This window comes from Candidatus Amarolinea dominans (genome assembly GCF_016704685.1).
Taxonomy (GTDB): domain Bacteria; phylum Chloroflexota; class Anaerolineae; order SSC4; family Amarolineaceae; genus Amarolinea; species Amarolinea dominans.
The window spans coordinates 60355-83390 of the sequence record NZ_JADIZS010000009.1 but is presented as its reverse complement, the minus strand read 5'-3'; the positions used below and the strand labels follow the sequence as shown (position 1 = coordinate 83390).

Sequence of the window (23036 nt, the reverse complement as noted above, 5' to 3'; positions counted from 1 at the left end):
CGCGATGCTCATGGGAATGGCCGCAAACTTGAGTTTTTTGCGTTCCAATGGTATCTTGTCTGTAGTGGTTGAATGACTGGGTTGAATGACTGAGTTGAATGAAAGTGCAGGGTTGAGGAGGAGTTATGAGTGAAAACAAGAAAACCGCGGTCGCCGGCGCCGGCAGTGGCGAGGGCAAGGCGAAGCGCCGCGTGAGTTCGTTCTACAAGCGTTTTTCAGACACGCGTGATTTGGCCGAAAGCCTCGTCATGGGCACACAGGCCACCGTGCAGGCGGCTGCCATGCAATCGAGCAGCGAAGCCGCCCAGGGCGCCGATCAGGCCACGGAGGCGGTCAGCGGCCTGGCTTCGACAGCCGGCGCCGCCACCCGCCAACTCATCGAGGCCACGGCGCGCACCGTGGGTGCAACCGGCGGCGGCATCAAGGGCGCGGCCAGCGGCATTGCCCAGGGCTTGAACATTGCCGGCGACGCCTTCTCGACGGCGACCCGAACGGCCGTCAGCGAATTTGGCTCCGCAGCGGACATGGCGGCCCAGGGTGATCTGGATGCTGCCGCGCGCCAGGCTGCGCAGGGCATCACCAACGTGTCACTCAGCGCGGCCATGGGTGCGATCGGCGCCGGGGCCACGGTGATGGGCGCGATCGTCGGCGGCGTGCAAGGCGCCGGCGCCGGCGCCATGGCCAGCAGCTTCGATATGACCGATGCCACCGCGCAGATGACCAAAGGGATGATCCGCGATACCGCCAAGAGCGCCGAAGTAGTCACTGATGTCATGACCGGCATCGTCAAAGCCAGCAGTAGGCGCGTCAAGAAGGCGCTGGTGCGCGACGCTGACTGAAGCAAACCAATCTGCCCCTGCCACGCGGAGCCGGGTGGCAGGGGCCTGATGTTTGTGGCCTGCCTGCTGCCATGCGGGTACTCCCGTCTTATTGACTTCGCACCTCTCACCTCCTATGCTCATAACCAGATAGTATTGCTATTTTAGTCAAAGTGCTCTTCGGGGAGGTAGTCCGCGTGTCGTCATCTTCTTGTCCCCAGCCTGTGCCGGCTGCCGCTTCTGCTGACCTACTCCATGATGTTTCCATGTTCGATCACGCACACGATGGTGTTTTTGTTGCCGATCCGTCCGGTGTGTTGTGCTATGTCAACGCTCGCCTTGCAGAGATGCTAGGCTGCGCCGGCGCAGCCGAACTGTTGGGCCGTCCCTTTCCGGCCGCACAGTGGGACACAAACCCCGCTTTTGCCGAGATGTGGCGCCAGCTTCTGGCTCAACATCACCTTCATCTGCCGGAAGTCACGTTACGCACGGTGGACGGCCGCGTGCTGCATGTCTCATGGGCGGCCGTATGTCTGCGGTCGGCTACCGGTGATCTCCTCGCTGTGCGCGGTCTGTTGGCAGAGCATGCGCAGCACCCGCCCGCAGACAACAGCGCCGGCGACAGCTATCGCCTGCTGGCTGCGCTGGCAGCTGTGGCCGACGCCACCAGCAGCTCACTGGATGTGCATGAGATTCTTGACGCCAGCCTGTTGACGGCCGCCTCGGTGATGCACGCGCCCATCGGCATCGTGCGCCTGCTGGACGCAAAGGGCACCTCACTGGTGCGGGCCAGGGAATTTGGCATCCCGGCAGAGGTTGAACTTCCTGTACGCACACCGCTGTGCGAGGGCCTGCTGGGAACCGTGGCCTGCAGTGGACTTCCGCTGCTCCTGGATGAGGCCAGCACGGACGCCCGTGCCGTGGCTTACGAAAGACACCTCGGCCTACGCTCGCTCCTGGCCGTTCCCCTGCGCACCCAAGCGCGCACGGTAGGCGTGCTGGCGCTGGGTGCGCGCCAGCCGGGCCATTTCACCATCGAGGACGTTGGTGTCGTGCTTTCCCTGGGCCTGCAAATTGGCGCGGTGGTCGAGCGTGCGCAATTGCACCAATCGGTCGCTGAAAAGGAGCGACTGCTCACACAGCAGATCGAAAATGCGCGCGATCCGATTATCAACGTGGACTTGCAGGGCTACGTCACGCTTTTCAATCACGCGGCCGAAGAACTGGTGGGTTATGCCCGCGCTGACGTTTTAGAGCAGCCCCTGGCCAGGCTCGTCGCACCGGAGCGCTCTGGCGCGATGCTGGCTGCGCTGCTCGGCCCAACCGGCGATGCCAGGACCAGCGATGTGGCGTTCATCACCGCGGCCGGCGAAGAGGTGCTGTTAGAGGTACGCGTGACCCCCTTGATGCGGGCCGGCGAACGAATCGGCGCGCAGTTGATCGGCCGCGATGTGCGTGCGCGGCGCCGGCTGGAGCGCGAAAAGGAGAGTTTTCTGGCGACGGTGTCGCACGATCTGCAATCCCCGTTGGCGGCCATCATGGGCTATGCGGAATTCCTGCTCAGCGGCGCAGCCGGCCACTTGACGGATACGCAGATGCAGTTCGTCGAGGTCATCCTGCAGTCGTGCCGGCATCAGTTGGCCCTGCTGCGTGATCTGCTGGAGATTTCCCGCCTGGAGTCGACGCGCTTCCAGTTAGAAAAGAATTGGGTCTGGTTGGATCAGCGGTTGAGTTGGCTCGTGCAGGCAGCCTTGCCGCAGGCGCTCGAAAAGCAGGTGGATCTGCACGCGCAACTGGCTGACAACGTTCCGCCCGTCTGGGCGGACCCGAACCGCATCGAGCGGGTTATCACGAACCTCATTTCCAATGCGGTAAAATTCACCCGCGCGCGCGGGCGCGTGGTGGTGCGCGCCTTTCATGATGATGAACTCCGGGCGGTGCGCGTGGAGATCAGCGATACCGGCATCGGCATCACGCCCGAAGATTTACCCAAGCTGTTCGACAAATATCAGCGCGGGCGCCTGTCTCGTGCGGCCAGCGAAGGCACCGGGTTGGGATTATACATTGCGCGCGGCATCATCGAGGCACACGGTGGCGAGATCGGTGTCGAAAGCACGCCCGGCAAGGGAAGCATGTTCTGGTTTACGTTGCCAACCGGCGCAGCGCCTGCGAGTGCGCTTTAGGCAACCCAGCAGCCTGTCAGGGCAGACTCGGACGGATGGCTATTCGCGCATCATGTTGTACACCAGGTCCGTATCGCCGATGACGCCAATTGGGCGCAGCTTAGCGCCATCTTCGCGCACCACCACAACCCGATGGACATGATGCTGGAGAAGCATATGAGCCACTTCGATCAGGCGCGTTTCCGGATGCACCGTGATGACTTGTGGACTCATGAAGACGCTTACCAACTCCTCTCTCCAATCCGAAGAATTGACGTAAGCACGCAGCAGATCAATGCGGGTGATAACGCCCGCCAGGTAGCCCTGGTCGTCAACAACGACCATGCCGCTGATGTCCTCCTCGGCAATGCGACGAGCCACCTCTTCCAACGTATCGTCGGTTCGGCAACTATAAATTCCAAGGCGCTTGGCATCCAGGACGGTTCGATTTGGCATTTGTACCTCTATGACATACCTTTATGACGCCCATGTCGGGCTTGCGCGAAAAGGTCAGCACACGGTCGTGTGTGTCTCTTTGCACAAATGCAGTTTATCAGGAAGTACGTGAGTTGTCAATAGGCACGGGCCACGCGGCCACGACCAATTTGACAGCCCCTGGGGCCGGTGCTAGAATCGCGCGACTGGCCCTCGTAGCTCAAAGGACAGAGCGCCTGGCTTCGAACCAGTAGGTTGGGGGTTCGAGTCCCTCCGGGGGTACTGGTGCATTTGGGCCTCAATGACTCAATGACTCAATAAACCGGCGATTCCGTGGCGTTGCAAGACGTTGAAAATCACCGGGAGTCCGTGAATGGACTGAGGCCCAAGTGGTCCCGATGCGCTGAACGTTGGAGTGCTGGTGCATAGGCGCTCCAACGTTCTTTGTTTACACATGCTGTGGCTATTGCGAAACCCATGCCAGCCGACGAACGCCTTCCGCTCAGCGGACGTGAAATCGAGATCTTAAGCCTGGTTGCCACCGGCAAGACCAACCAGGAAATCGCACGCGCCCTGTTCATCAGCCCCAACACGGTCAAAGTCCACCTGCGCAACATCTTCGAGAAGTTGCAGGTGCAAAGCCGTACCGAGGCCACGCTCGTCGCCATTCGCAGTGGCGTGGTCCAGGTGGGCGAGGCCAGCACCCCCCCGGTTAGTCTGGCCGGGACAGGCGCCGTACCGCCGCCGATCCTCGACCCGCAAGTGAGCGTGGAAACTGCGGCCGTTGACCCGGAACCGCCGCGGCAAGCGGCTCTCACCCACTGGCGGCCTGATCTGGGGCCGGCGCCGCCCATCCACCGCGGGCAGCGCGTTTACCTGGTGCTGAGTGTGCTCGGACTGATAGCGGTCTTGCTGGCGCCGTGGACGCGCGCCGCCATGAACAGCGGTCGCGCAGCCAGCAGCACCCTGCTCAGCGATGCGCAGATGATGCAGACCGGCCTGCCCAGCCGTCAGGACGCCGCGCGCTGGCGCGTGCGGGCCGTGCTCCCCGGCCCGCGTGCGCGCCATGCCCAGGTGGCCTTCCGGGGCCAGGTTTATGCCATCGGCGGTGAGACCCCCACCGGCATCACCGATTCGGTGGATGTCTATAATCCAGAGCGCAACGAATGGCAGCCGCGTACGAACCTGCCACGCCCGCTGGTCAACGTGCAGGCGGCGGTGCTGAAGAACCTGGTGTATGTGCCCGGCGGCATGTTGGCAGATGGCTCGCTGACAGCCGCTGCCTTGAGCTATGATCCCATTGCCGATTCGTGGGGTGAAGCGCCGGCCCTGCCGGCGCCGCGTGCCGCCTATGCCCTGGCCGCCTCTGAAGCGGCGCTCTTTGTGCTGGGCGGTTGGGATGGGACGCAGGTGGTGGCCTCGGTGTTGATCTATGACCCGGCCACGCGAGGCTGGCGCGCCGGCCCTCCCTTGCCAGAACCACGCGCACTGGCCGGCGCCGCGATCATCGCCGATCACCTGGTGGTCGTCGGCGGGTTCGATGGCGTGCAGCCGCGCAATACGCTGTTCATGTTGGCGCTCAACCGCGACGGTACACTGGAAGATGGTGCGTGGGAAGTGGGCGCCCCGCTGCGCAGTGCGCGCAGCGGACTGGGCGTGATTGTGGAGAGTGGCGCCCTCTATGCCTTTGGTGGCGCGGACGCAGCCGTGGACTACCACGAACGTTACGACCCCTTTACGCAGACCTGGTCGTCCATCGTGTCGCCCTGGACGGGCGCATGGCGCGGGATGGGTGTGGCTGTCGTCGCGCCCATGATTTACATCAGCGGCGGCTGGAACGGCGATTACGCGGAGATCAACGAACAGTATCAGGCCGGCTTCCGCACCTTCTTGCCCAACAGCCCGCGCTGAGTGGCGCCCGCTCCGAGTCCATGCACATCAGGCGCCGCGGCCCGGTCAGAAGGCCGGCCAGCTTTGTTTGCAGGCGGACACTCACAGTCCGGGCGCGGCCAACAGGCGAATTCTCTCCAGCGTTTCGCGCCAGGAAATCTCCGACAACCCCATCTTGAGGCGCAGGCGTTCTGCCGGCATCCCGGTGCGGTAATCGCGCACCGCGGCTGTCCAGCGCAGGCCCTCGAACGAGACGCTCTTGGTCATGCCGGCCGCCTTGCCGGTATCGCCCAGGACATACTCCAGATTGCGGGATGTACACTCGAACAGAAAGACCTTCGGCTGGTATTCGCGCAGGTACTGTTGAATGGCCGGCGCCAGTTTGGGGCTGAGGCCAAGTTTGCGCTCTTTGTCATGATAACGAGGGTTGTCATAGCGCACATAGACCGCGGGGCCAAGTGGATCGGAACTGTCGAGATGTTCGAGCTTGACACGCATGGCCTCGCCTTTCTTCATGGCGGTTTGCAGCACCAGGTTGATGAGCAGATAGGGCCGCGCATCAGGCTTGCTGCGGTTCCAGAGCATGTCCTGACTGGTTTGCAGCATCTGCTTGACTTCATTGTCATACAGAATCACCGGCAGCGCCGCGCTGGTCGGCAGATGAATGATCGGCGCCGCGGGATCGCTGGCGATAACCTCGGTCGCGCGCAACCAGGCAAAGAAGACCTTCAGGGTCGTCAGGCGGCGGGCGTAGCTTTTGGAGCTGCACGGCGCCTTGCGTTCATGCTCCAGCCAGTAGAGAAATTGCTGCAAGGCCTGGGTGCTCAACTGATGGAGCGGCCGGCTGGCGCCGGTGTGGCGTCCCAGCAAGCGCAGATCGCTCTGAAACGATTTGACGGTGTTGTCGGCAAACCCCTGGCGCACCATGTAAGGATAAAACGCGGTGATGGCCGCGGCCAGGGACGATTGCCCGGTCAGCGTGGGTGTCTGGGTAATAGGCGGCGCCGGCGCCCTCTCCTCCGGCGGCGCAAAGAGACTGGGTTGTACTGCATCGGCTTCTAAATCTGCCATGTGTTACCCTCCCGACACCCATTGCATTTCGCATAGTTTAGCACGCTTAGATTCTAACCCATTTGCGGCGTTTTGTCAATCCCCTCCAAAAATCGAAATGCGTGGCAAATTCAGGGTCAGGTTGGCAGTACGCTGAAATCCTGGAGAATGGACCCGCCGATGAACTCGCGCAACAGCGAGTTGTCGGGCACCATGTCCAGCGGACAAGGCAGAAACCATTGCAGGAAGGCCAGCAGGCGCCGCGCCTCCACGTACTCTAACCCGCTGCTTTCGATCTGCAGCAACAGCGGCTCGACATACGGCTTGAGTACCGCCAGCTCGTAGACCAGGGCCGAATTGAACATCACGTCGGCGTTTTCCTGGTATGGAAAGATGTAGGTCGTTTCGCCGCTGCGCACACTGTCCCAGCGTTGAATCGTGGACTGCGCGCTGTAGCCACGGTACTGCGCGTCGCGTAAAATGCGGCGCAGCAGACGGGTGTCCGTGGTGGGGATGCGGTTGTGATCATCGAGGTTCAACTGTGTCAGGGCCGACACATAGATGCGATAGATGCAATCTGGCGGAATATCAGGCACCAGGTTGGGGTTCAGTCCGTGAATGCCTTCCGCAAGGATCACCACATCATCGCGCAGGCGCGTGGTTGACCCGGTTTCACGTTGACCATTGTGAAAATTGTAGCGCGGCAGTGCCACCTCACGCCCGGCCATCAGGTCGAGCAGGTGCGTGTTCAACAGAGGCCGATCGAGGGCGTCTAGCGCTTCGAAGTCATAATTGCCCTGGGCGTCGCGCGGGGTCAAGTGACGGTCCAGAAAGTAGTTGTCCATTTCCAGCGCAAATGGGCGCAAACCGTGCGCCAACAACTGCACAACCAGGCGTTTGGCAAAGGTGGTCTTGCCAGAGGAGGACGGCCCAGCGATGAGAATCAGACGCACGCGCTCGCGGCGGCTGCCAATGTCGTGCGCAATGGTCGCGATACGCTGCTCGTGCAGCGCCTCATTGACCAGGATCACTTCCTGCATACGACCATCCTGGATAGCATCGTTCAGAGAGCTGACATCTCCGATCTTCATGATTTCCATCCACGCGCGGTGCTCGCGAAAGACGGCCGCCAGCTTGGGGAAATCCTGATCATCAGGCAACTGATAGGGAGCGCGACGGCGTGGGAAGCGCAATAGGAATCCAGGGGGATAGGGCTGCACGGCGAACAGATGTAAATAACCGGTAGAGGGCAGCATGTAGCCGAAAAAGTAGTCAACCACGCCTCGCAGTTCGTAGACCGGCAAGTACTCCTTGCGCCGATATTTCAGGAGGTTGACCTTGTCCTGGTCGCCTTGCTGCTTGAACAGGGCGACGGCTGTCCCCACCGGTACATTACGGCGCACAATAGGCTCATCGGCTGCGGCGATCTCGTGCATACGCTGATTGAGCTGCGCCACTTCGTCTGCGCTCAAGGGCGGGCGCCCCCTGACCTCGCAAAACAGGCCGCCCATGGTCAAAGAGTGATCCACCAGCACCCTGGCGTCGGGGAAAAGTTCATGCACTGCGACCACCAGCAGGAACGCCAGTGAGCGCTGATAGATACGCATGCCGTCGCTGTCGGACATCGTCACCGGGCGCACATGGACGTCTTCGTTGACAACCTGACTCAGTTCGGATAGATGCCCGTCCACCAGTGCGGCCATCACCGGCGCCTGCTCCGTGGACCAGGCGTGCTGGATGAAGGTTTCGAGACTCGTGCCGGTCGGGCCGGCAAAGATGCGCCCGTCAGCCAGATGTACCTGCACCGCGCTGCGAGGAAGTGCCGGTACGATTATGTCACTTGGTAGTGTCTGCGCGTGTGCTGCCATGCTTATCGTTCTATGACCTCTCTGAGGTAGAATAGGGTTTAGATAACCTAACTTTACTGCAAGTGCTGGGAATGTCAAAAGATGACCTCTGGTCATCCATCATGTTTGGGAGCCGACACCTATGACCGCACAAACAACCGCACAAACAACCGCCCTCAGCGCGAAGATGACAGCCCTGGATAAGGTGTGGGCAGCGATCGCGCTGCTCACGCCGCTGTGGCTTGCCTTCCTGACCCCCCTACAACGCCTCGACGTATGGTGGCATCTCAAAGTGGGTGAGGCCATTGTGCAGACCGGCCAGATCCCCACGGTTGACATCTACTCTTTCACGGCCAACGGGACGCCATACGGCTACGCCAATGTCTGGCTGGCCGACGTCATCTTCTACGGGCTGTATCGCAGCGGAGGCCCTGCCCTGTTGATCGGCATGACCGGCCTCTTGCTGTGCGCCGCGTGCGGGCTGAGTTGGCACCTGGCCTTTCAGCGCAGCGCCAGCGCGCGCCTGGCGACGGTGGCGAGCCTGGCGGGCGCCGTGCTGATCATTCGTTTTGGCGCCGCCCGCCCGCAGATTTTCTCCATTATCCTGTTTGCCCTGTTTTTCTGGTTGCTGGGTCAGGCGCGTGCCCGCGGACAGGGCCGATGGCTGTGGCCGCTGCCTTTGCTCATGGCGCTGTGGGCCAACCTGCACGGTGCGTTCCCGCTGGGCCTGCTGCTGATCGTATTTTTCCTCGGTGAAGGGCTGCTGCGCTATGGGTTGAAGCAGCCGCTGCCCGCGGAACGACGGCTGCTGCTGGCGCTTGCGGCTTGCCTGCTGGCGTCGGTTGCCGCCGCCGGTGTGAATCCGGCCGGCTACGCGGTTTTCAGCACAGTACAGGGCATCATGGGCGCCCCGGCCGTCCAGCAGTTGGCGCTGGAATGGCAAGCGCAAGATATCAAACTGGGCGCCGATCTGCCATTCTTTGCCCTCTGTGCGCTAACCTTCCTCGCGTTGATCTACACGCCGAGCCGGCCGTGGATCGGTGATGTCCTGCTCTTGGGTGGCTTCTGCGCTTGGTTTGAGCGCGCGCCGGCACGGCGTGTGGCTGGCATTGATCGCACCGCCTTTGGTGGCAGGCTACTTGGCGCAGTGGCCCTGGCCGGCGCGCCCCGCGCGTGTGACCAAAAGGACAGACGCGCCCGTCACTCACGGCCAGGGTGCGCCGCGCCTGCTGATCGGCGTTCTGCTCCTTCTCACCCTGTTGCTCAGCCCCTGGGTGCGCCCGCGCCTGCCCAATCAGCGCCTGGGTTACGGTTTGCTCGACGCGCGCACCCCGGTCGCGGCGGTCGAGTATATGGCAGAGCAGGGTGTGCAGGGGCGCGTGTTTCATCCGCAGTGGTTTGGTGACTACCTCCTCTGGCGCCTCAGCCCTGCCGTCCAGGTCTTCCTGGATGGCCGCGTGCATCTGTATGACTGGCAGACCTGGCGCAATCACAGTGCGATCCTCAACGCGTGGGATTGGGAACGGCTCCTGGCAGACTACCAGATCTCCTGGGTGCTCCTGGATACCGCCGACCCAACACAGACTGAGCTGCGCGCCGCGCTGCGCGCCTCACCGCGCTGGCGGCTCCGCTACGCCGACGACGTTGCTCTCCTCTTCGGTCGCGCCCCGTAGCTCGGTGCGCGGCCTTCCGCACGATACAAGCAGGGTAGTACATCTGTACCAGGAAAAATCATTGCGATTGGGCCGCGGGTACCATTGAGATTCGCCATCATCGGGACTACACTAGAGCCAATCAAGTACGAAGGAAGTCAGGGAAGTCAGGGCAGTGAGTGCCGTGAACCTTGACCCAAACGAATGGCTCAGCCATCATTCATTCATAAGGAGATCGAAATGTTTACTTATCTGGTCGCTCTGTTGAACCGTGAAGAAGGGCAGGACCTGGCCGAGTACGGTCTGATTATCGCCCTGGTCGCCATCGTCGTCATCGCTGCGCTGACCGCCCTGGGTGGCAGCCTCAACACCATTCTCACCAGCATCTCTGGGTCCATCTAACTCAAGCTAACTCAAGCCCTGAAAATTGGCCGCCTGCAGAAGTTGCGCAGTCTCCGCAGGCCACTCTCCCCGCACGAATCACGCCCGATCTCGATCATTAATCGTTTTAATCTGTTTCTTGTGTGCTCATGAAAGGAAAATGCATCATGTTGAACTATCTGGTCGCTCTGTTGAACCGTGAAGAAGGGCAGGACCTGGCCGAGTACGGTCTGATTATCGCCCTGGTCGCCATCGTCGTCATCGCTGCGCTGACCGCCCTGGGTGGCAGCCTCAACACCATTCTCACCAGCATCTCTTGCGCTATCTAATCTCCCAAGTCGAGCCGTGAGAGTCGCTGTCAGTGAAGCCCGGCATTGGCCTACGGCACTGAGGCGGTAAATCATGAACAGAGCGGGGCTTAACCGATAAGTTAAGCCCCGCTTTGCGTTTCTGCGCGTGGCAGCTTGCGTCATATGAACGTGAAGGAGTGAAAAATGCAGTCACACCAAACCCTTGCCCACCGGCGCCAGGCCGGACAAAACCTGGTTGAACTGGGCCTGCTGTTGCCCATGTTGATCCTGATGCTCGGCATCCTGTTCGACATGGGGCGCGCCTTCAATGCCTACATCGTCATGACCAATGCTGCTCGCGAAGCGGCGCGTGTGGGCGCCGTCACGCCGAGTGACACCGCCGGCATCACCACTGCCGCCCTGAGCGAGATGCAGCGAGGGGGCCTGAGCACATCCTTGACCCAGGTGCAGATCAGCACAGACTACGGAACCCGCGAAGTGCGGGTCACGCTGACCTACAGCTTTCCTCTCTTGGGCGCGATGATCTTTAGCGGGCAACCGGTACTATTGCAACGCGGCGTAAGTATGGTTATCCTGTAAGTGATACTAACAAGAAAGGATCACCACATGTCGCAACCAGGGCAGCCGTTGTTTCCGGAGATGCATCCTCGGCGGTCAGAACATGGCCAGAGCACGATCGAGTTTGCGTTATCTGTGGGATTTGTCATGCTGCTGCTGATGGCGTTCCTTGATATGGGCCGCGCCATTTACGCCTTCGGTGTGGTGGCAGAGGCGGCGCAGGAGGGGGCGCGTTATGCGGTCATCTCCCCCAACGACACAACCGGTATCGTCAATACGGCACGCAGCCACGCCGTGGGCCTCAACCCGAGCCTGCTCACCGTCACGCGCAGCCTCCCGAATACGTCGCAGGTGGACGTGCAGGTGACGTACCAGTTTCGCCCGGTGACTCCCATGATCAGTCAAGTCATTGGAGGAAGCGGCTTCATCCAGCTCAGTAATACGGCGCGCATGTTGATCGAACGCTGACTTAGGAGCGAGTTGGCAGGATCACCGGCTCACACTCAAGGCTTGAGGATCGGGGCAGCGGCGATTTTCAATGTGGAAGCCTCCCGTAGAAGCCTCCCGTGGAAGCCTCCCGTAGAAGCCTCCCGTAGAAGCCTCCCGTAGAAGCCTCCCGTAGAAGCCTCCCGTAGAAGCCCCCCGTGGAAGCCTCCCGTTGAAGCCCCCCGTGGAAGCCTCCCGTTGAAGCCCCCCGTGGAAGCCTCCCGTGGAAGCCCCCGTGGAAGCCCCCCGTGGAAGCCTCCCGTAGAAGCCTCCCGTAGGAAGCCCCCCGTAGAATAATAGGAAGCCCTACTTCTTCAATGAAGGACATGAAAGAGGGCAGAGAGAAAGGCAAGAGAGAGAGGCAACAGAATGGAGACAGAAGGATGATTTGCAAATGGATCGCCCAACGGCGTGACCTGGTACACCCCCGCCTGCACAAAGGACGCCAGTCAGGACAGTCGCTTGTTTTGATCGCGCTGCTGCTGCCAGCGCTGCTGGGGGTGATTGCGCTGGCGATTGACGGTGGCTACGCCTATGCGCAGCGGCGTCAGATGCAAAACGCCGCCGACGCGGCGGCCGTCGCAGGCGCACGGGCTTTCGCCCTGCAGAGCAATGTCAACTCCGAAGTGTCTCGCTTTACCAGTGCCAACGGTGCCTCTTCGTTCTCATGGCGTCAGTTAAGCGAAACACAAACCGATGTGTTGACCAACCTGAGTATCAACCTCACCAACATCGAGGTGACAGCCAACGTGACCTTCGACACGTTCTTTGCTCGCATTGTTGGCATCAACCAGATGACCGCCACGGCCACCGCGCGCGCACGCGTGCAACCGGTGAACGGTATTGGCAACATGCTCCCCATCATTCCATACGAGCAGAATTTCGTCTTCGGCCAAGAGTACAACATGTGGGACAATGTGCAGAACGCGCCTGGCGGATTTGGCTGGGTCAACTGGGACGGCGGCTCGCCGAGTACCCCGGTCCTGGTCAACTACATCTCGAACCCTGCGTCGTCCGGGGTTCGCAACATCGGTGATTGGGTGCATTCGATGACCGGCGTCAAGTCCAGTTCCCAGGTGCGTGACGCCCTCTCCTACTGGCTGAACCGGCCGGTGATCGTGCCCATGTACGATCAGGTCACCGGCAGCGGCAGCAATGCCATGTACCGCATCAGCGGGTTCGCCCAGTTCATCATGACCAGTTTCAGCCTGACCGGAAACCCCAAAACCGTCCGTGGTCGCTTCGCGGGCCTGGTCATGCCAGGCAACGGTGGTTTCACGCAGTGCTTGACCTGTATGGTCACGATCAATCTGAGTCAATAGGGCGCCGTCGCGGCAAGGGCGGAGGCCTGCGCATGACCTCCGCCTCTTGGCGCCAGGAGTTGAGCAATACCGTGCAAAACGTGCAAAACGTGGATCCAAACGAAACAGAAAACGGCCCCAAGTCAGCCTCAGAGCGAGCGCTGGATCTGATGGTGGCGGTGGTGTGGGCGCTGGTGGCCGGCGGCTACCTGTGGGGCCTGCGCCAGGAACGCAGCCTGGCCGGGCTTGGGCTGTTCATTTTCTACACCCTGGTTGCCGTCAGCTTCTTGCGCCGGCGCGCCGCACGGCGGACGCCGACCTGGTGGGAAAATGGCCTGGCCTTGTTCGGCGTCTTTTTACCCATGTTCGGTCTGCGGCCCGCAGCAACCGGTTGGCCCATCGCCGGCGTGGTTGTCCAGGTGCTCAGCCTGGCCGGCATGATCGTGGCCCTGGGGTTCCTGGGGCGCAGTTTCGGAATTGCCCCGGCTGATCGCGGCGTTGTCAGGCATGGGTTCTATGCCGTGATTCGCCACCCGCTGTATGCATGCGAAACCCTGTTCTACCTGGGTTTTCTGTGTGCCAATCTTTCGATCATGAATGGACTAGCCGTGATCATGATAACCGCGATCACGGTGGTGCGCATCTTGCGTGAAGAGCGCATTATCAGCGGTTATCAGGCTTACGCACAGCAGGTGCATTGGCGCCTGCTCCCGTTCGTCTGGTAGCGCTGACAAGACGGTTAGAAGGAGCGATTCATTATGCGACAACGTGCTGGCTGGTTCTGGTTAGTGACTGGTATTCTGGTCGCTTTATTTGCTGGCTTTATGACATTTCGTACCCTTGCGCAGGCCACAGTAAACCAGGCTCTTCTGCAGGATGTGCCTGTTTCGCAGGCCGTCGTCGCGGCGCGTGACGTACCCGCCAACACGGTGCTCACTGCCGACGACCTTGAGGTTCGGGAAATGCCGGATCAATTCCTGCCCGCAGGCGCCGTGCGCGACATTAACGACGCCCTGGACAAGATCACCACCGTGCAGATGATCACCGGCGAGGTGGTGCAGAGCCTGCGGTTGGTGACGCCCGATGTTACCGTGGCGACCAACCTGGCCTTCACGATTCCAGCGGGCAAGGTGGTGATGGCGCTCCCCCCGCTTGATCTGATGAGCAAGCTCGGTCTGCTCAAGGCTGGCGACAAGGTTGACCTCCTGGTCAGCGTGAACGTGGGGGATAGCGCCAGTAGCGGCCAGTTGGCAACGATCAGTTCCTTACAGAATCTGACCATCACGGCCATCGTCATGCCGCAGATTGACATTCCCCAGGGCGCGACCGTTTCCCCTGATGGCAGCGGCAAGGAAAGCGGCTCGGTTCAAGCCCTGCTTTTTGCGCTTGACCCGCAGGATGCCCTGGTCCTGAAGTATCTGAAGGACAGCGGCGGTATCATTGATATTGTTCTGCGGGCTAACAATAGCGATGAATTTGCGCGTACCGAGCCTGTGGACTTGCCTTATCTGGTGGACAAGTACCACTTCCAGATCCCGGCAACACAGCAAAGTGCTGACACGGCTGCCAGTCGCTAGTGGATTCTGGGCCAGTCGCTTGACAATGCCCGGTTTTGCAGGCGCAAGGCAGATTTCGTCAGGGAATGCCTTTTCTGTGAGGAGCTGACATGATGGTGTCGCGTTCGTACAAAGCTATCCGTGTGCTGGTCGTCAGCGGCCGCACCAACCATGCTGTTGAGATCACGGACGCGTTTACCGGGGTAGAGGATGTCCAGGTTGTGGGCGTGGTCACTCGACCTGACCAGGCCATCAAACTGGCTGAACAAGCGCAGATTCATGTTGCGCTCATAGACGACACCGTGCCCGAAGCAACGCCTTCGAGCGTCACCCGTGCGCTGGTCACCGCGCTACCCTCGGTGGCCGTGGTCGTGCTGACCTCGAGCCATGCAGTTGATGAAGTTCGCTTGTCCATGCTGGCCGGTGCGCGCGGCTTCCTGATGCAGCCCTTTAGCGCTGCAGAACTCATGGCTACCGTGCGTCAGATTTTCGAGCTGGAAGCGTCACGTCAAGCCTTGTCGGTCAGTCACGCGCCGGCCTTTGCCCCACAGCACAAGGCCAAGATCATTACCGTGGCCGGCCTCAAAGGCGGCGTGGGCCGCACGATGGTTGCCAGCAACCTGGCTGTGGCTCTGCAGGATGCCCTGGGTAAACATAACGCAGGCGTGGTCGTGGTGGACGGGCACCTGGGCGCCGGTGACATCGGCAGCGTGCTGAACCTGCGGCCTTTGCACACCCTGGCCGACCTGCTGGCCCGCGGCGGTGAGCTGGATCGTGACGTGATGGATGCCATCCTGACCACGCACCCTGCCGGATTACGCGTGCTGCTGCCGGCCTCGCAGTTCAACGGGCTGGAGGTGGTAGAGCCTTATCATATGGAACAGGTGCTCACGCAATTGCAGCAGATGTGCGAATACATCGTGGTGGATACCGGGCCGGCCCTCGACCGCACCACGCTGGTCATGCTCGACATGGCTGACATGCTGTTGGTCGTCACTACGCCGGAGATTCCCTCCCTGTTGCGCACCAGCCTGTTTCTGGATTCGGGGCGTAGTTGGGGCTATTCGGATGCAAAGATGCAGTTGGTGCTCAACCGTGCCAACAACAAGGGGGGGATTCCGCTGGCAGATGTGGAGGCGCATCTGCGCACTAAAGTGGCGCTGACCATTCCCGATGATGCGGCCCTGGTGACCTACTCGATCAACCGGGGCGTGCCCCTGGCGATGAGCGACAAACGCAGCCTGGTGGCTGCGGCGCTGATCGAACTGGCCCGGCGCATCATGGGAGGAGAGCCGACGAAGCAGGCAGCGCAGAAATCGGACGGCTTGCTTGGGCGTTTGTCCAACTTACGCATGCCCGGCGCTGGTATCAGCACGGCTGCGGTTCAGCCTGGCGCCAGCAAGGTCAACATGGTCGGTTGGAGCAGCAGTAAATAAGGGAGAGATGACCTATGTTAGTCGCACTGACACTCGGTCTTGCCATTGTGGTCGCTGTCATCGCCTTGTTCATGGGCGTCTTCTTGGTGATGGAGCCAGATAAAGAGATGACGTCACGCTTACTTTCGCTGACGACATCGGCGGGAGAGGCGCCCGAACCTGACGAGAGCCAGGGCAAAATCGGCGGCAAATTGAACAAACCGGTGGGCAAAGCGATGAACCGCTTGGGACTGAGTGGCAACATTGCCCACAAGTTAGCCCAGGCCAACATGGCAATTACGCCCAGCGAATACTACATTATTACCGCCGGCCTGATGCTCGGCGCGCTCCTGCTCGGCTGGGTGCTCACCCGCATATTCGCCGTTGGCATGGCGGCAGCGCTGGTCGCGTATATGATCCCCGGTTCGCGGCTCAAGAGTGCGCACAGCAAACGTCAGCAGAACTTCACGCATCAACTGCCGGATCTCATCATGATGCTGGTCAGTTCTTTACGAGCCGGTTATGGCCTGGTGCATGCCATCAATATCGTGGTCAGTGAGATGCCATCGCCCTCGTCAGAGGAATTCGAGCGCGTAGTGCAGGAGATTGCGCTTGGCTTTTCCTTGCGCCAGGCACTCGCCCACATGGTCGAGCGTATCGAAAGCGATGACCTGGGCCTGATGGTGACGGCCATCAACATTCAGCATGAGGTGGGTGGCAATCTGTCGGAGATCTTGGAGACGATCAGCAACACGATTCGCGAGCGGGTGCGTATCAAAGGCGAGATCCAGGTCATGACGACACAGCAGCGTTACACCGGGTATGCATTGGTCGGTATGCCTTTCATTCTGGCCGTCATTATTTCTGTGATCAATCCTGGCTACATGTCCGAGATGTTTCAGCCCGGTTGGCCGATGTTTATTCCGATTGGCGCGCTCATCATGATCTTCATGGGCTTCATCCTGATGCGCAAGATGATTCGTATTGATTTTTAGAGGAGTTATCCGATGTTATCGAATCCTTTCGTCTTGAGTGTTCTGGTTGGCTTGGGCGCCGCCCTGTTTCTGTACGGCATTTACCACGTGCGACAGCCGGCCGAGCTGCGCAGGCGCGTGCGGTCCGCCTTCGAAGACCCCGCGCAGTCCTATGAGCAGTTAGAGTTGCAGACCACGTTTAGTGAACGCGTGATGCAGCCGCTGCTGCGGCGTATTTTGGCCTCTGCCAGCCGCTTCGCACCGGCCGGCAATGTCGAGCGCCTGAAGCACGACCTGATTGTTGCCGGTAATCCGCGCAATCTGACCCTGATTGACTTCATGGGGCTGCGGTTGGTGGCCGGGCTGGTGGCGGCTGTCATTGCCTTCTTCCTGTTATCATGGCGCGGCATGAATGGGATATCGGCCATCCTGTTCTCGTTTGCCGGGGGCATCATGGGCACCTATCTGCCCAACTACTGGCTGAAGCGGGCCATCAAGGCTCGGCAGCGCGAAATCACACGCGCCCTGCCCGATGCCCTGGACATGCTCTCGATCTGTGTTGATGCCGGTCTCGGCTTCGACGCCGCCCTGATGAAGGTGGGTCAGCGCTGGCAGAACGCCCTGGCCCTGGAATTCGGCCGGGTGATCGGCGAAATTCGCATGGGCGCCCGCCGTCAGGAGGCCCTGCGCAACCTGGCCAGCCGCACCGATGTGCCAGAGGTTTCAAGTTTCGTGGCGGTCCTGGTGCAGGCTGACAGCCTGGGCGTTTCCATCACCGACGTCTTGCACGCTCAGTCGGAACAGATGCGCATGCGACGACGCCAGTGGGCTGAAGAACAGGCACGCAAGGCGCCCCTCAAGATGCTCATCCCATTGGTCATGTGCATTTTTCCCGCGTTGTTTGCGGTGATTCTCGGCCCTGCCGTGCCCCGTATCGTGCGGGCATTTGGCAATATGTAACTCGCCCCGATGGTCGTTGACCGATAGGATGAAACAATCATGGATACCAACCAAACAGATTCGACAACGCTTCAGTATGATCCGCTCTATCAGGAGGCGCTCCTGCACCTGCAGCAAGGGCATTGGCCCGAAGCAAGCCAGCGCTTCGACGTTCTCATGCAACGCTATGAGGGCGTCAATGAGCTGAGATCACTGCAAGAATATGCTCAGCTCAAGGCTTCCCTGACTCAGCACGGGCCGCGCACAGGCCTGGGAGGGACAGCGCGGCTGCGTGAAATCTTCACCCGCCGGCGCGCTGGCGCTCTTGCTTCTGTTGGTGTTTGGCGCCTGGGTCGTCTTTTTCCGCAGTTACGTGAAACCCGCAACCGACGTGCGCGCATCGGCGCTGCGCCTCGACGAGCATTTGACGGTTGCACACGATGCGCTCACCCGCAGCGATTATGTCACGGCGCAGCGCGAGTTCCAAGCGGTATTGACCGAGGACCCCAACAACACCGAGGCGCTGCAAGGGTTGAACACCGCACGCAGCCAGGCCGATCTCGAAGCCACGTACGCGCGGGCCGCAGCCTTGCAGCGTGACGGCAATTGGGAGCAGTCACTCCCCCTGCTGCAGCAAATCGCCGCCACATCCCCTGGCTTTCGTGATGTAGATGAGATGCTGCAACGTGCAAACCGGGGACAAGGGGTTGGTGAGCGTTATGCGGCCGCGGACGAAGCGTTTCGCACGCAAAACTGGCAGGCAGCCATCGAAGGCTATGAGGCGATGCGCAGCCTGGATGTGCGCTATGAGCAAACGACGGTGACGGCTAATCTTTTCGCGGCCTACGTACACCAGGGCAAGACCATTTTGAGCAGCGAAACCAGCGCCGATGCGGCCGAGACTGCCCTCAGCATGTTCCAGCAGGCCCTGACCCTCAAGCCGCGCGAGTCGGAGGCCACGACCCTGCGCGATCAGACACAAATCTTCATCACCGGCAATTCCGCGTTCCAGAAGGGTGAATGGCGCAGCGCCATCGCCCTCCTGCGGCCTGTGTACGATCAAGCGCCTGGTTTTCTGAACGGGATGGTCGCCACACGACTGTACGATGCATATCTTGAGAGCGGGTCCGCGTACCAGCGTGAGCGCAATTACGTGGATGCGTTCAAGGACTACACCACTGCCAGCGAATTGCAGGTTCCAGACGCCAGCCGCGCGCAGGAACGGGTGCGCACGGTGGGCCTGCTCTTGACACCTACCCCAACACCCTCGCCTTCGCCAACGCCAACCGAGGCGCCCGCCACGCCGACGCCGCAGCCGCCACAGGTGGCCGTGGAGCCGATCAAGCTCTCCTCGCCCAAGCTCAAAGGGATGATCGTCTTTCGCAGTATGCGGGAAGAAGGTGCGGGGCTTTTCGCCATGCGCCCTGACGGCAAAGGGATTGTGCCCGTGGAGGACGAGCAAGGAACCGTCGAAGTCGTCGGCGTCAACGGCGAAAACCTGACCATGAATTACCGCAGCACCGGTTATGAAAAACTGGAAGCCCTGGACGCATGGACCCCCGATCGGCGCCTGCGCGTGTTTGTCGAAGGCTCCAAGAATGAAAAGACGATGACACCCATCTATCTGTGGCACTACGACATTCCGCAGAACTGGGACACCGTCCGCACCCAGGTGCTGGACAACACGGCTACCAACTACAACCCGGTCCTGACGCCCGATGGAACGGTCATCGTCTTCGTTTCCCAAAAGGACGGCGATGACGAAATATGGCGGATCAACAGCGATGGCACCGGTTTGCGACAACTCACGCGCAACGACTGGGAATGGGACAAACACCCATCGCTATCCGCGGATGGCAAATGGATCGTCTTTTGGTCCAATCGTGGCTCGACGGGCAATGGTCAACTGCTGATCATGGACCTGGACGGCAAAAATGTGCGCACGATCAGCAGCGGCAAGAATTACGATTGGGACCCCATCTGGATCAAGTAAGACGCCTTGCTGCTTGCATTAGGTGTGAGCCAAGTTTGCTGACCCAGACTTTGCTCCTGTCAGGAGAAAATTATGTCACTATTGAACCGAACCAATAATCGGCCGCCGATCCCGCCGCCGCCGCCGCCCATGGAGCGCCCCAAACTAAACCGGATTGATCGCCCGAACGGGAACCCGCTCGGGCCATTGCCGCCACCGAATGTTTCCGCCGCGCGCCCCAGCGCGCCACCACCAACCGCCGACGTCACCAACTCAGAGCCGTACCTGATGGTCAAAGACCAGGTTCAGCGCCGCTTGCTGATGGAGATGACGCCAGGGATGAACCTGGCCACGCCCGATGAGGCGCGGCGTGTCATCGAGCCGATCTTTACGCAGGTCCTTTCGGAGGAGAACGTTGTTCTCAATCGGCAGGAGCGCCTCAACCTGTTCGAGTCCATTCTGGCCGAGATCATCGGCTATGGCCCGATTCAACCACTGCTGGATGATGATTCAATCACCGAGATCATGGTGAACGGCCCCAAGAAGGTGTATATTGAACGCAAAGGCAAGCTGACGCTGAGCAATGTCGCCTTTACGGATAACGAGCATGTCTTGCGCATCATCGAGCGCATTGTGACACCCCTGGGCCGGCGCATTGATGAATCGTCACCGATGGTGGACGCGCGCTTGCCTGATGGCTCGCGTGTCAATGCCGTCATTCCGCCCCTGTCCCTGGATGGGCCGTGCTTGACCATTCGTAAGTTTTCCAAGATTCCGTTTACCGCCGATGACATGCTGCGTTTCGGCACCTTCACGACCGAGTTCATTGAATTCACCCAGGCCGCGGTTGAAGCCCGGCTCAACATCATCGTATCAGGGGGTACCGGCTCAGGTAAAACCACCGCACTCAACATCCTCTCGGCGTATATCCCGTCCGACGAACGTATCGTCACCATCGAGGACTCGGCCGAGCTGCAATTGAAACAGGAGCATGTCGTGCGCCTGGAGTCGCGGCCGGCCAACATCGAAGGTAAAGGCCGTATCAGCATTCGCGACCTGGTCATCAACGCCTTGCGCATGCGTCCCGAACGCATCGTCGTCGGTGAGGTGCGCGGCGGCGAGGCGTTGGACATGCTGCAGGCCATGAACACCGGTCATGACGGCTCCATGACCACCGCTCACTCCAATGGCCCGCGCGACACCATTTCACGTATCGAAACGATGGTGCTCATGGCCGGCATGGACTTGCCCCTGCGCGCCATTCGCCAGCAGGTGGCCTCGGCCATTGACCTGGTGATTCACCTGGACCGCCTGCGGGACGGTTCACGCAAAGTCACGCGCGTCTCTGAGGTCATCGGCATGGAAGGCGACACCGTGTTGATGCAAGACGTATTCGTGTTCCAGCAGCGAGGCATGGAAGGCGACAAAATCCTGGGACGGCTCGAACCAACCGGCCTGCGGCCCAAGGTGTATGAAAAGATCGAAGCCGCCGGTCTGCACCTGTCGCCATCAGTTTTTGGTCTTGTCAACGCCAACACAGCCAATCCGCTGCGGCGTCATTAGTAGGGGCATGGCCTTGCGCCTGCCCGCGTGGGCGACCGCAAGGGTGCGCCTACAAATTGAGGGGGTAGGGGCATGGCCTTGCGCCTGCCCGCGTGGGCGACCGCAAGGGTGCGCCCCTACAAATTGAGATACGTCAGAGGTATATCGTGAAAGTTTATAATGTCACACAGCAGCAGTGGTTAGCCGAGCGGACAGAAATCGCCGAAAATTTTTGGACACGGCTGCGCGGCCTGATCGGCCACGCGCCATTGCGCCCTGGTGAAGCCATGTTGATCCGTCCCTGCAAAGGTGTCCATTGCTGGTTCATGGGATTCCCACTGGATATCATCTTTGTAGATAACAACTGGCGTGTTGTGTCTGTTGAACATGACATGCGACCCTGGGCAGTGGGCAGGCCAATCAAAGCAGCAGCCTTCGTAATCGAAATGGCCTCAGGCGAAGCTCAGCGCACGCAAACGATGGTAGGTGACCAATTGCAAGCGCGTGCCACCTGATCCCACACCAAAAGGAAGTGGGTAGCGTTCATGGCATACAAAGTTCTGGCGGTTGATGACGATCGCGACCTGTTACGTATGATGGTGCTCGTTCTCCAGAATGCCGGCTACGAAGTCCTGCCGGCGCGCAGTGGCAGCGAAGCCCTCTCTATCCTGGGCAGCCATCTGCCGGATGTGGTTATTCTGGATGTCATGATGCCAGGCATCAGCGGGTACGATCTTGTGCGCTGGTTGCGCGCCAATCCCGTCACGGCCGCCGTGCCGGTCATCATGTTGACGGCCAAGGCCCTGCAGCAGGACAAGGCGTTCGGCTTCGAAGCCGGCGCGGATGATTACCTGACCAAACCGGTCAGTCATTCGGAATTATTGATGCGGGTCAAGTCGCTCTTGCGCCGCGCCACCGTCATGCCGGCGGCCGTTGGCTCCACGTCGCATTTCATTGGCTTTCTGGGCGCCAAGGGCGGAGTAGGCACAACCACCCTGGCGATCAATACCGCCTCTGTGCTCCTGTCTGGCGAGCATGAGGCCATTCTGGTGGACTTGCAGCCGATTACCAGTGCCCTGATTACTCTCAACCTGGCGGCGCCCGCGCTGCCGGCTAACATGACCAATGGCAACGGCGGCGTGTTGGCCGACGCCAACGCTCTGCAAGGCTTCATGGTGCAGCACAGTAACGGCCTTCGAGTGCTCTCCCTGCCGTCACCCTGGCATTACAACGACGCATTGTTGCCTGCCGAACAACTCGATGCCCTGTTTCGGACGATTACCACCCTGGCGCCGTTTGTCCTGGTGGACATTGGCTGTGGATTGACTCCCCTGACGCGTCGCGCATTGGCCTTCATTGACCGGCTGATTGTGGTGACGGAGCCTGAGCGCCCCTCGCTGGAACTGACACGCAGCTTGCTGGGCGAACTGCGGCCTTCGCTCAATAAGAGCTACGCGCAGATCGGTCTGGTCAGCATCAATCGGTCGGGTGGCGGCCTGTCGCGATCACCGGCCGAAATGGAACGCATGTTGGGGGTGCCCCTGTTAGGCGTCATCACGCCGGCCAGTGAGGTCTGCTTCCAGGCCAGCCAACACGGCTTACCTGTGGTGACGGCCTATCCGAGCAGCATCATTGCCGAGCAAATTCGCACCATCGCATCCCGGCTGCAATAATCGCGGCCGTCAGACTGGACGTGCGGTTATGTGGCTGCGAAGTCCATTTTGACCTGAACGGTGCGGGATGTTTG

General features: G+C 60.5%; 22 protein-coding genes and 1 tRNA gene. 20 read left to right on the top strand and 3 right to left on the bottom strand.

Annotated elements, in window-relative coordinates:
* The first annotated feature begins 125 nt into the window (after nt 1-125).
* A complete protein-coding gene (locus IPF85_RS06995; RefSeq protein WP_343407356.1) occupies nt 126-839 on the top strand; it encodes a hypothetical protein in 714 nt (237 codons plus the stop codon).
* A gap of 245 nt (nt 840-1084) precedes the next feature.
* Nucleotides 1085-3001, top strand: coding sequence for an ATP-binding protein (locus tag IPF85_RS06990; protein ID WP_343407355.1), 1917 nt, complete (start codon nt 1085-1087; stop codon nt 2999-3001).
* A gap of 39 nt (nt 3002-3040) precedes the next feature.
* On the opposite strand, the gene IPF85_RS06985 is transcribed toward IPF85_RS06990, so the two are convergent.
* Nucleotides 3041-3436 carry a CBS domain-containing protein gene (locus tag IPF85_RS06985; RefSeq protein WP_343407354.1) on the bottom strand — a complete coding sequence of 132 codons (396 nt, stop codon included), beginning with the start codon at nt 3434-3436 and terminating at the stop codon, nt 3041-3043.
* Nucleotides 3437-3624: 188 nt separating this feature from the next.
* Between IPF85_RS06985 and IPF85_RS06980 the strand changes: the two genes are divergently transcribed.
* Together IPF85_RS06980 and IPF85_RS06975 are read left to right on the top strand one after the other, a co-directional pair.
* A tRNA-Arg gene (locus IPF85_RS06980) sits at nt 3625-3697 on the top strand.
* A gap of 195 nt (nt 3698-3892) precedes the next feature.
* Entirely contained in the window at nt 3893-5326 is a 1434-nt protein-coding gene (locus tag IPF85_RS06975; RefSeq protein ID WP_343407353.1) for a LuxR C-terminal-related transcriptional regulator, read from the top strand.
* Nucleotides 5327-5407: 81 nt separating this feature from the next.
* On the opposite strand, the gene IPF85_RS06970 is transcribed toward IPF85_RS06975, so the two are convergent.
* Together IPF85_RS06970 and IPF85_RS06965 are read right to left on the bottom strand one after the other, a co-directional pair.
* A complete protein-coding gene (locus tag IPF85_RS06970; protein ID WP_343407352.1) occupies nt 5408-6376 on the bottom strand; it encodes a site-specific integrase in 969 nt (322 codons plus the stop codon).
* A 116-nt stretch (nt 6377-6492) separates the two neighbouring features.
* The gene (locus IPF85_RS06965; RefSeq protein WP_343407351.1) at nt 6493-8160 is read right to left on the bottom strand and encodes a nucleoside kinase; all 1668 of its coding nucleotides are present in this window, start codon (nt 8158-8160) and stop codon (nt 6493-6495) included.
* Nucleotides 8161-8344: 184 nt separating this feature from the next.
* Here IPF85_RS06965 and IPF85_RS06960 point away from each other — a divergent pair, with 184 nt between their 5' ends.
* From IPF85_RS06960 to IPF85_RS06885, 16 genes are all read left to right on the top strand, one after another.
* Nucleotides 8345-9607: a hypothetical protein gene (locus IPF85_RS06960; RefSeq protein ID WP_343407350.1), complete on the top strand. Its 1263-nt coding sequence runs from the start codon at nt 8345-8347 to the stop codon at nt 9605-9607.
* Nucleotides 9582-9875, top strand: coding sequence for a hypothetical protein (locus tag IPF85_RS06955; protein WP_343407349.1), 294 nt, complete (start codon nt 9582-9584; stop codon nt 9873-9875). The genes IPF85_RS06960 and IPF85_RS06955 overlap by 26 nt, the downstream gene beginning before the upstream one ends.
* Before the next feature lie 219 nt (nt 9876-10094).
* Nucleotides 10095-10256, top strand: coding sequence for a Flp family type IVb pilin (locus IPF85_RS06950; protein ID WP_343407348.1), 162 nt, complete (start codon nt 10095-10097; stop codon nt 10254-10256).
* 146 nt (nt 10257-10402) lie between these two features.
* Nucleotides 10403-10564, top strand: a complete 162-nt coding sequence (locus tag IPF85_RS06945) for a Flp family type IVb pilin (RefSeq protein ID WP_343407347.1) — start codon at nt 10403-10405, stop codon at nt 10562-10564.
* A gap of 165 nt (nt 10565-10729) precedes the next feature.
* Nucleotides 10730-11125 (top strand): TadE/TadG family type IV pilus assembly protein, encoded by a 396-nt coding sequence (locus IPF85_RS06940; protein WP_343407346.1) that lies wholly within the window; start codon nt 10730-10732, stop codon nt 11123-11125.
* A 27-nt stretch (nt 11126-11152) separates the two neighbouring features.
* Nucleotides 11153-11572 (top strand): TadE family protein, encoded by a 420-nt coding sequence (locus IPF85_RS06935; RefSeq protein ID WP_343407345.1) that lies wholly within the window; start codon nt 11153-11155, stop codon nt 11570-11572.
* Between the two features lie 401 nt (nt 11573-11973).
* Nucleotides 11974-12912, top strand: coding sequence for a pilus assembly protein TadG-related protein (locus tag IPF85_RS06930; RefSeq protein ID WP_343407344.1), 939 nt, complete (start codon nt 11974-11976; stop codon nt 12910-12912).
* 32 nt (nt 12913-12944) lie between these two features.
* Nucleotides 12945-13616, top strand: coding sequence for a methyltransferase (locus IPF85_RS06925; RefSeq protein WP_343407343.1), 672 nt, complete (start codon nt 12945-12947; stop codon nt 13614-13616).
* 33 nt (nt 13617-13649) lie between these two features.
* Nucleotides 13650-14468 (top strand): Flp pilus assembly protein CpaB, encoded by an 819-nt coding sequence (gene cpaB, locus IPF85_RS06920; protein WP_343407342.1) that lies wholly within the window; start codon nt 13650-13652, stop codon nt 14466-14468.
* 89 nt (nt 14469-14557) lie between these two features.
* The gene (locus IPF85_RS06915; RefSeq protein ID WP_343407341.1) at nt 14558-15883 is read left to right on the top strand and encodes an AAA family ATPase; all 1326 of its coding nucleotides are present in this window, start codon (nt 14558-14560) and stop codon (nt 15881-15883) included.
* 14 nt (nt 15884-15897) lie between these two features.
* Nucleotides 15898-16857: a type II secretion system F family protein gene (locus tag IPF85_RS06910; RefSeq protein ID WP_343407340.1), complete on the top strand. Its 960-nt coding sequence runs from the start codon at nt 15898-15900 to the stop codon at nt 16855-16857.
* A gap of 12 nt (nt 16858-16869) precedes the next feature.
* Entirely contained in the window at nt 16870-17796 is a 927-nt protein-coding gene (locus tag IPF85_RS06905) for a type II secretion system F family protein (RefSeq protein ID WP_343407339.1), read from the top strand.
* 271 nt (nt 17797-18067) lie between these two features.
* Entirely contained in the window at nt 18068-19768 is a 1701-nt protein-coding gene (locus IPF85_RS06900) for a DPP IV N-terminal domain-containing protein (RefSeq protein WP_343407338.1), read from the top strand.
* Nucleotides 19769-19840: 72 nt separating this feature from the next.
* Nucleotides 19841-21310, top strand: coding sequence for a CpaF family protein (locus IPF85_RS06895; RefSeq protein ID WP_343407337.1), 1470 nt, complete (start codon nt 19841-19843; stop codon nt 21308-21310).
* 146 nt (nt 21311-21456) lie between these two features.
* Nucleotides 21457-21804 carry a DUF192 domain-containing protein gene (locus IPF85_RS06890; RefSeq protein WP_343407336.1) on the top strand — a complete coding sequence of 116 codons (348 nt, stop codon included), beginning with the start codon at nt 21457-21459 and terminating at the stop codon, nt 21802-21804.
* A gap of 30 nt (nt 21805-21834) precedes the next feature.
* A complete protein-coding gene (locus tag IPF85_RS06885) occupies nt 21835-22962 on the top strand; it encodes a response regulator (protein ID WP_343407335.1) in 1128 nt (375 codons plus the stop codon).
* Nucleotides 22963-23036: the final 74 nt, after the last annotated feature.

Bases quoted from the DNA above. Each gene is read 5' to 3' on its own strand.
- IPF85_RS06885 (WP_343407335.1), top strand. From the start codon at position 21,835: ATGGCATACAAAGTTCTGGCGGTTGATGACGATCGCGACCTGTTACGT.
- IPF85_RS06960 (WP_343407350.1), top strand. From the start codon at position 8,345: ATGACCGCACAAACAACCGCACAAACAACCGCCCTCAGCGCGAAGATG.
- IPF85_RS06970 (WP_343407352.1), bottom strand. From the start codon at position 6,376: ATGGCAGATTTAGAAGCCGATGCAGTACAACCCAGTCTCTTTGCGCCG.
- IPF85_RS06950 (WP_343407348.1), top strand. From the start codon at position 10,095: ATGTTTACTTATCTGGTCGCTCTGTTGAACCGTGAAGAAGGGCAGGAC.
- IPF85_RS06935 (WP_343407345.1), top strand. From the start codon at position 11,153: ATGTCGCAACCAGGGCAGCCGTTGTTTCCGGAGATGCATCCTCGGCGG.
- IPF85_RS06895 (WP_343407337.1), top strand. From the start codon at position 19,841: ATGTCACTATTGAACCGAACCAATAATCGGCCGCCGATCCCGCCGCCG.
- cpaB (WP_343407342.1), top strand. From the start codon at position 13,650: ATGCGACAACGTGCTGGCTGGTTCTGGTTAGTGACTGGTATTCTGGTC.
- IPF85_RS06910 (WP_343407340.1), top strand. From the start codon at position 15,898: ATGTTAGTCGCACTGACACTCGGTCTTGCCATTGTGGTCGCTGTCATC.
- IPF85_RS06975 (WP_343407353.1), top strand. From the start codon at position 3,893: ATGCCAGCCGACGAACGCCTTCCGCTCAGCGGACGTGAAATCGAGATC.
- IPF85_RS06915 (WP_343407341.1), top strand. From the start codon at position 14,558: ATGATGGTGTCGCGTTCGTACAAAGCTATCCGTGTGCTGGTCGTCAGC.
- IPF85_RS06990 (WP_343407355.1), top strand. From the start codon at position 1,085: ATGTTCGATCACGCACACGATGGTGTTTTTGTTGCCGATCCGTCCGGT.
- IPF85_RS06940 (WP_343407346.1), top strand. From the start codon at position 10,730: ATGCAGTCACACCAAACCCTTGCCCACCGGCGCCAGGCCGGACAAAAC.
- IPF85_RS06945 (WP_343407347.1), top strand. From the start codon at position 10,403: ATGTTGAACTATCTGGTCGCTCTGTTGAACCGTGAAGAAGGGCAGGAC.
- IPF85_RS06985 (WP_343407354.1), bottom strand. From the start codon at position 3,436: ATGCCAAATCGAACCGTCCTGGATGCCAAGCGCCTTGGAATTTATAGT.
- IPF85_RS06995 (WP_343407356.1), top strand. From the start codon at position 126: ATGAGTGAAAACAAGAAAACCGCGGTCGCCGGCGCCGGCAGTGGCGAG.
- IPF85_RS06925 (WP_343407343.1), top strand. From the start codon at position 12,945: ATGACCTCCGCCTCTTGGCGCCAGGAGTTGAGCAATACCGTGCAAAAC.
- IPF85_RS06930 (WP_343407344.1), top strand. From the start codon at position 11,974: ATGATTTGCAAATGGATCGCCCAACGGCGTGACCTGGTACACCCCCGC.
- IPF85_RS06905 (WP_343407339.1), top strand. From the start codon at position 16,870: ATGTTATCGAATCCTTTCGTCTTGAGTGTTCTGGTTGGCTTGGGCGCC.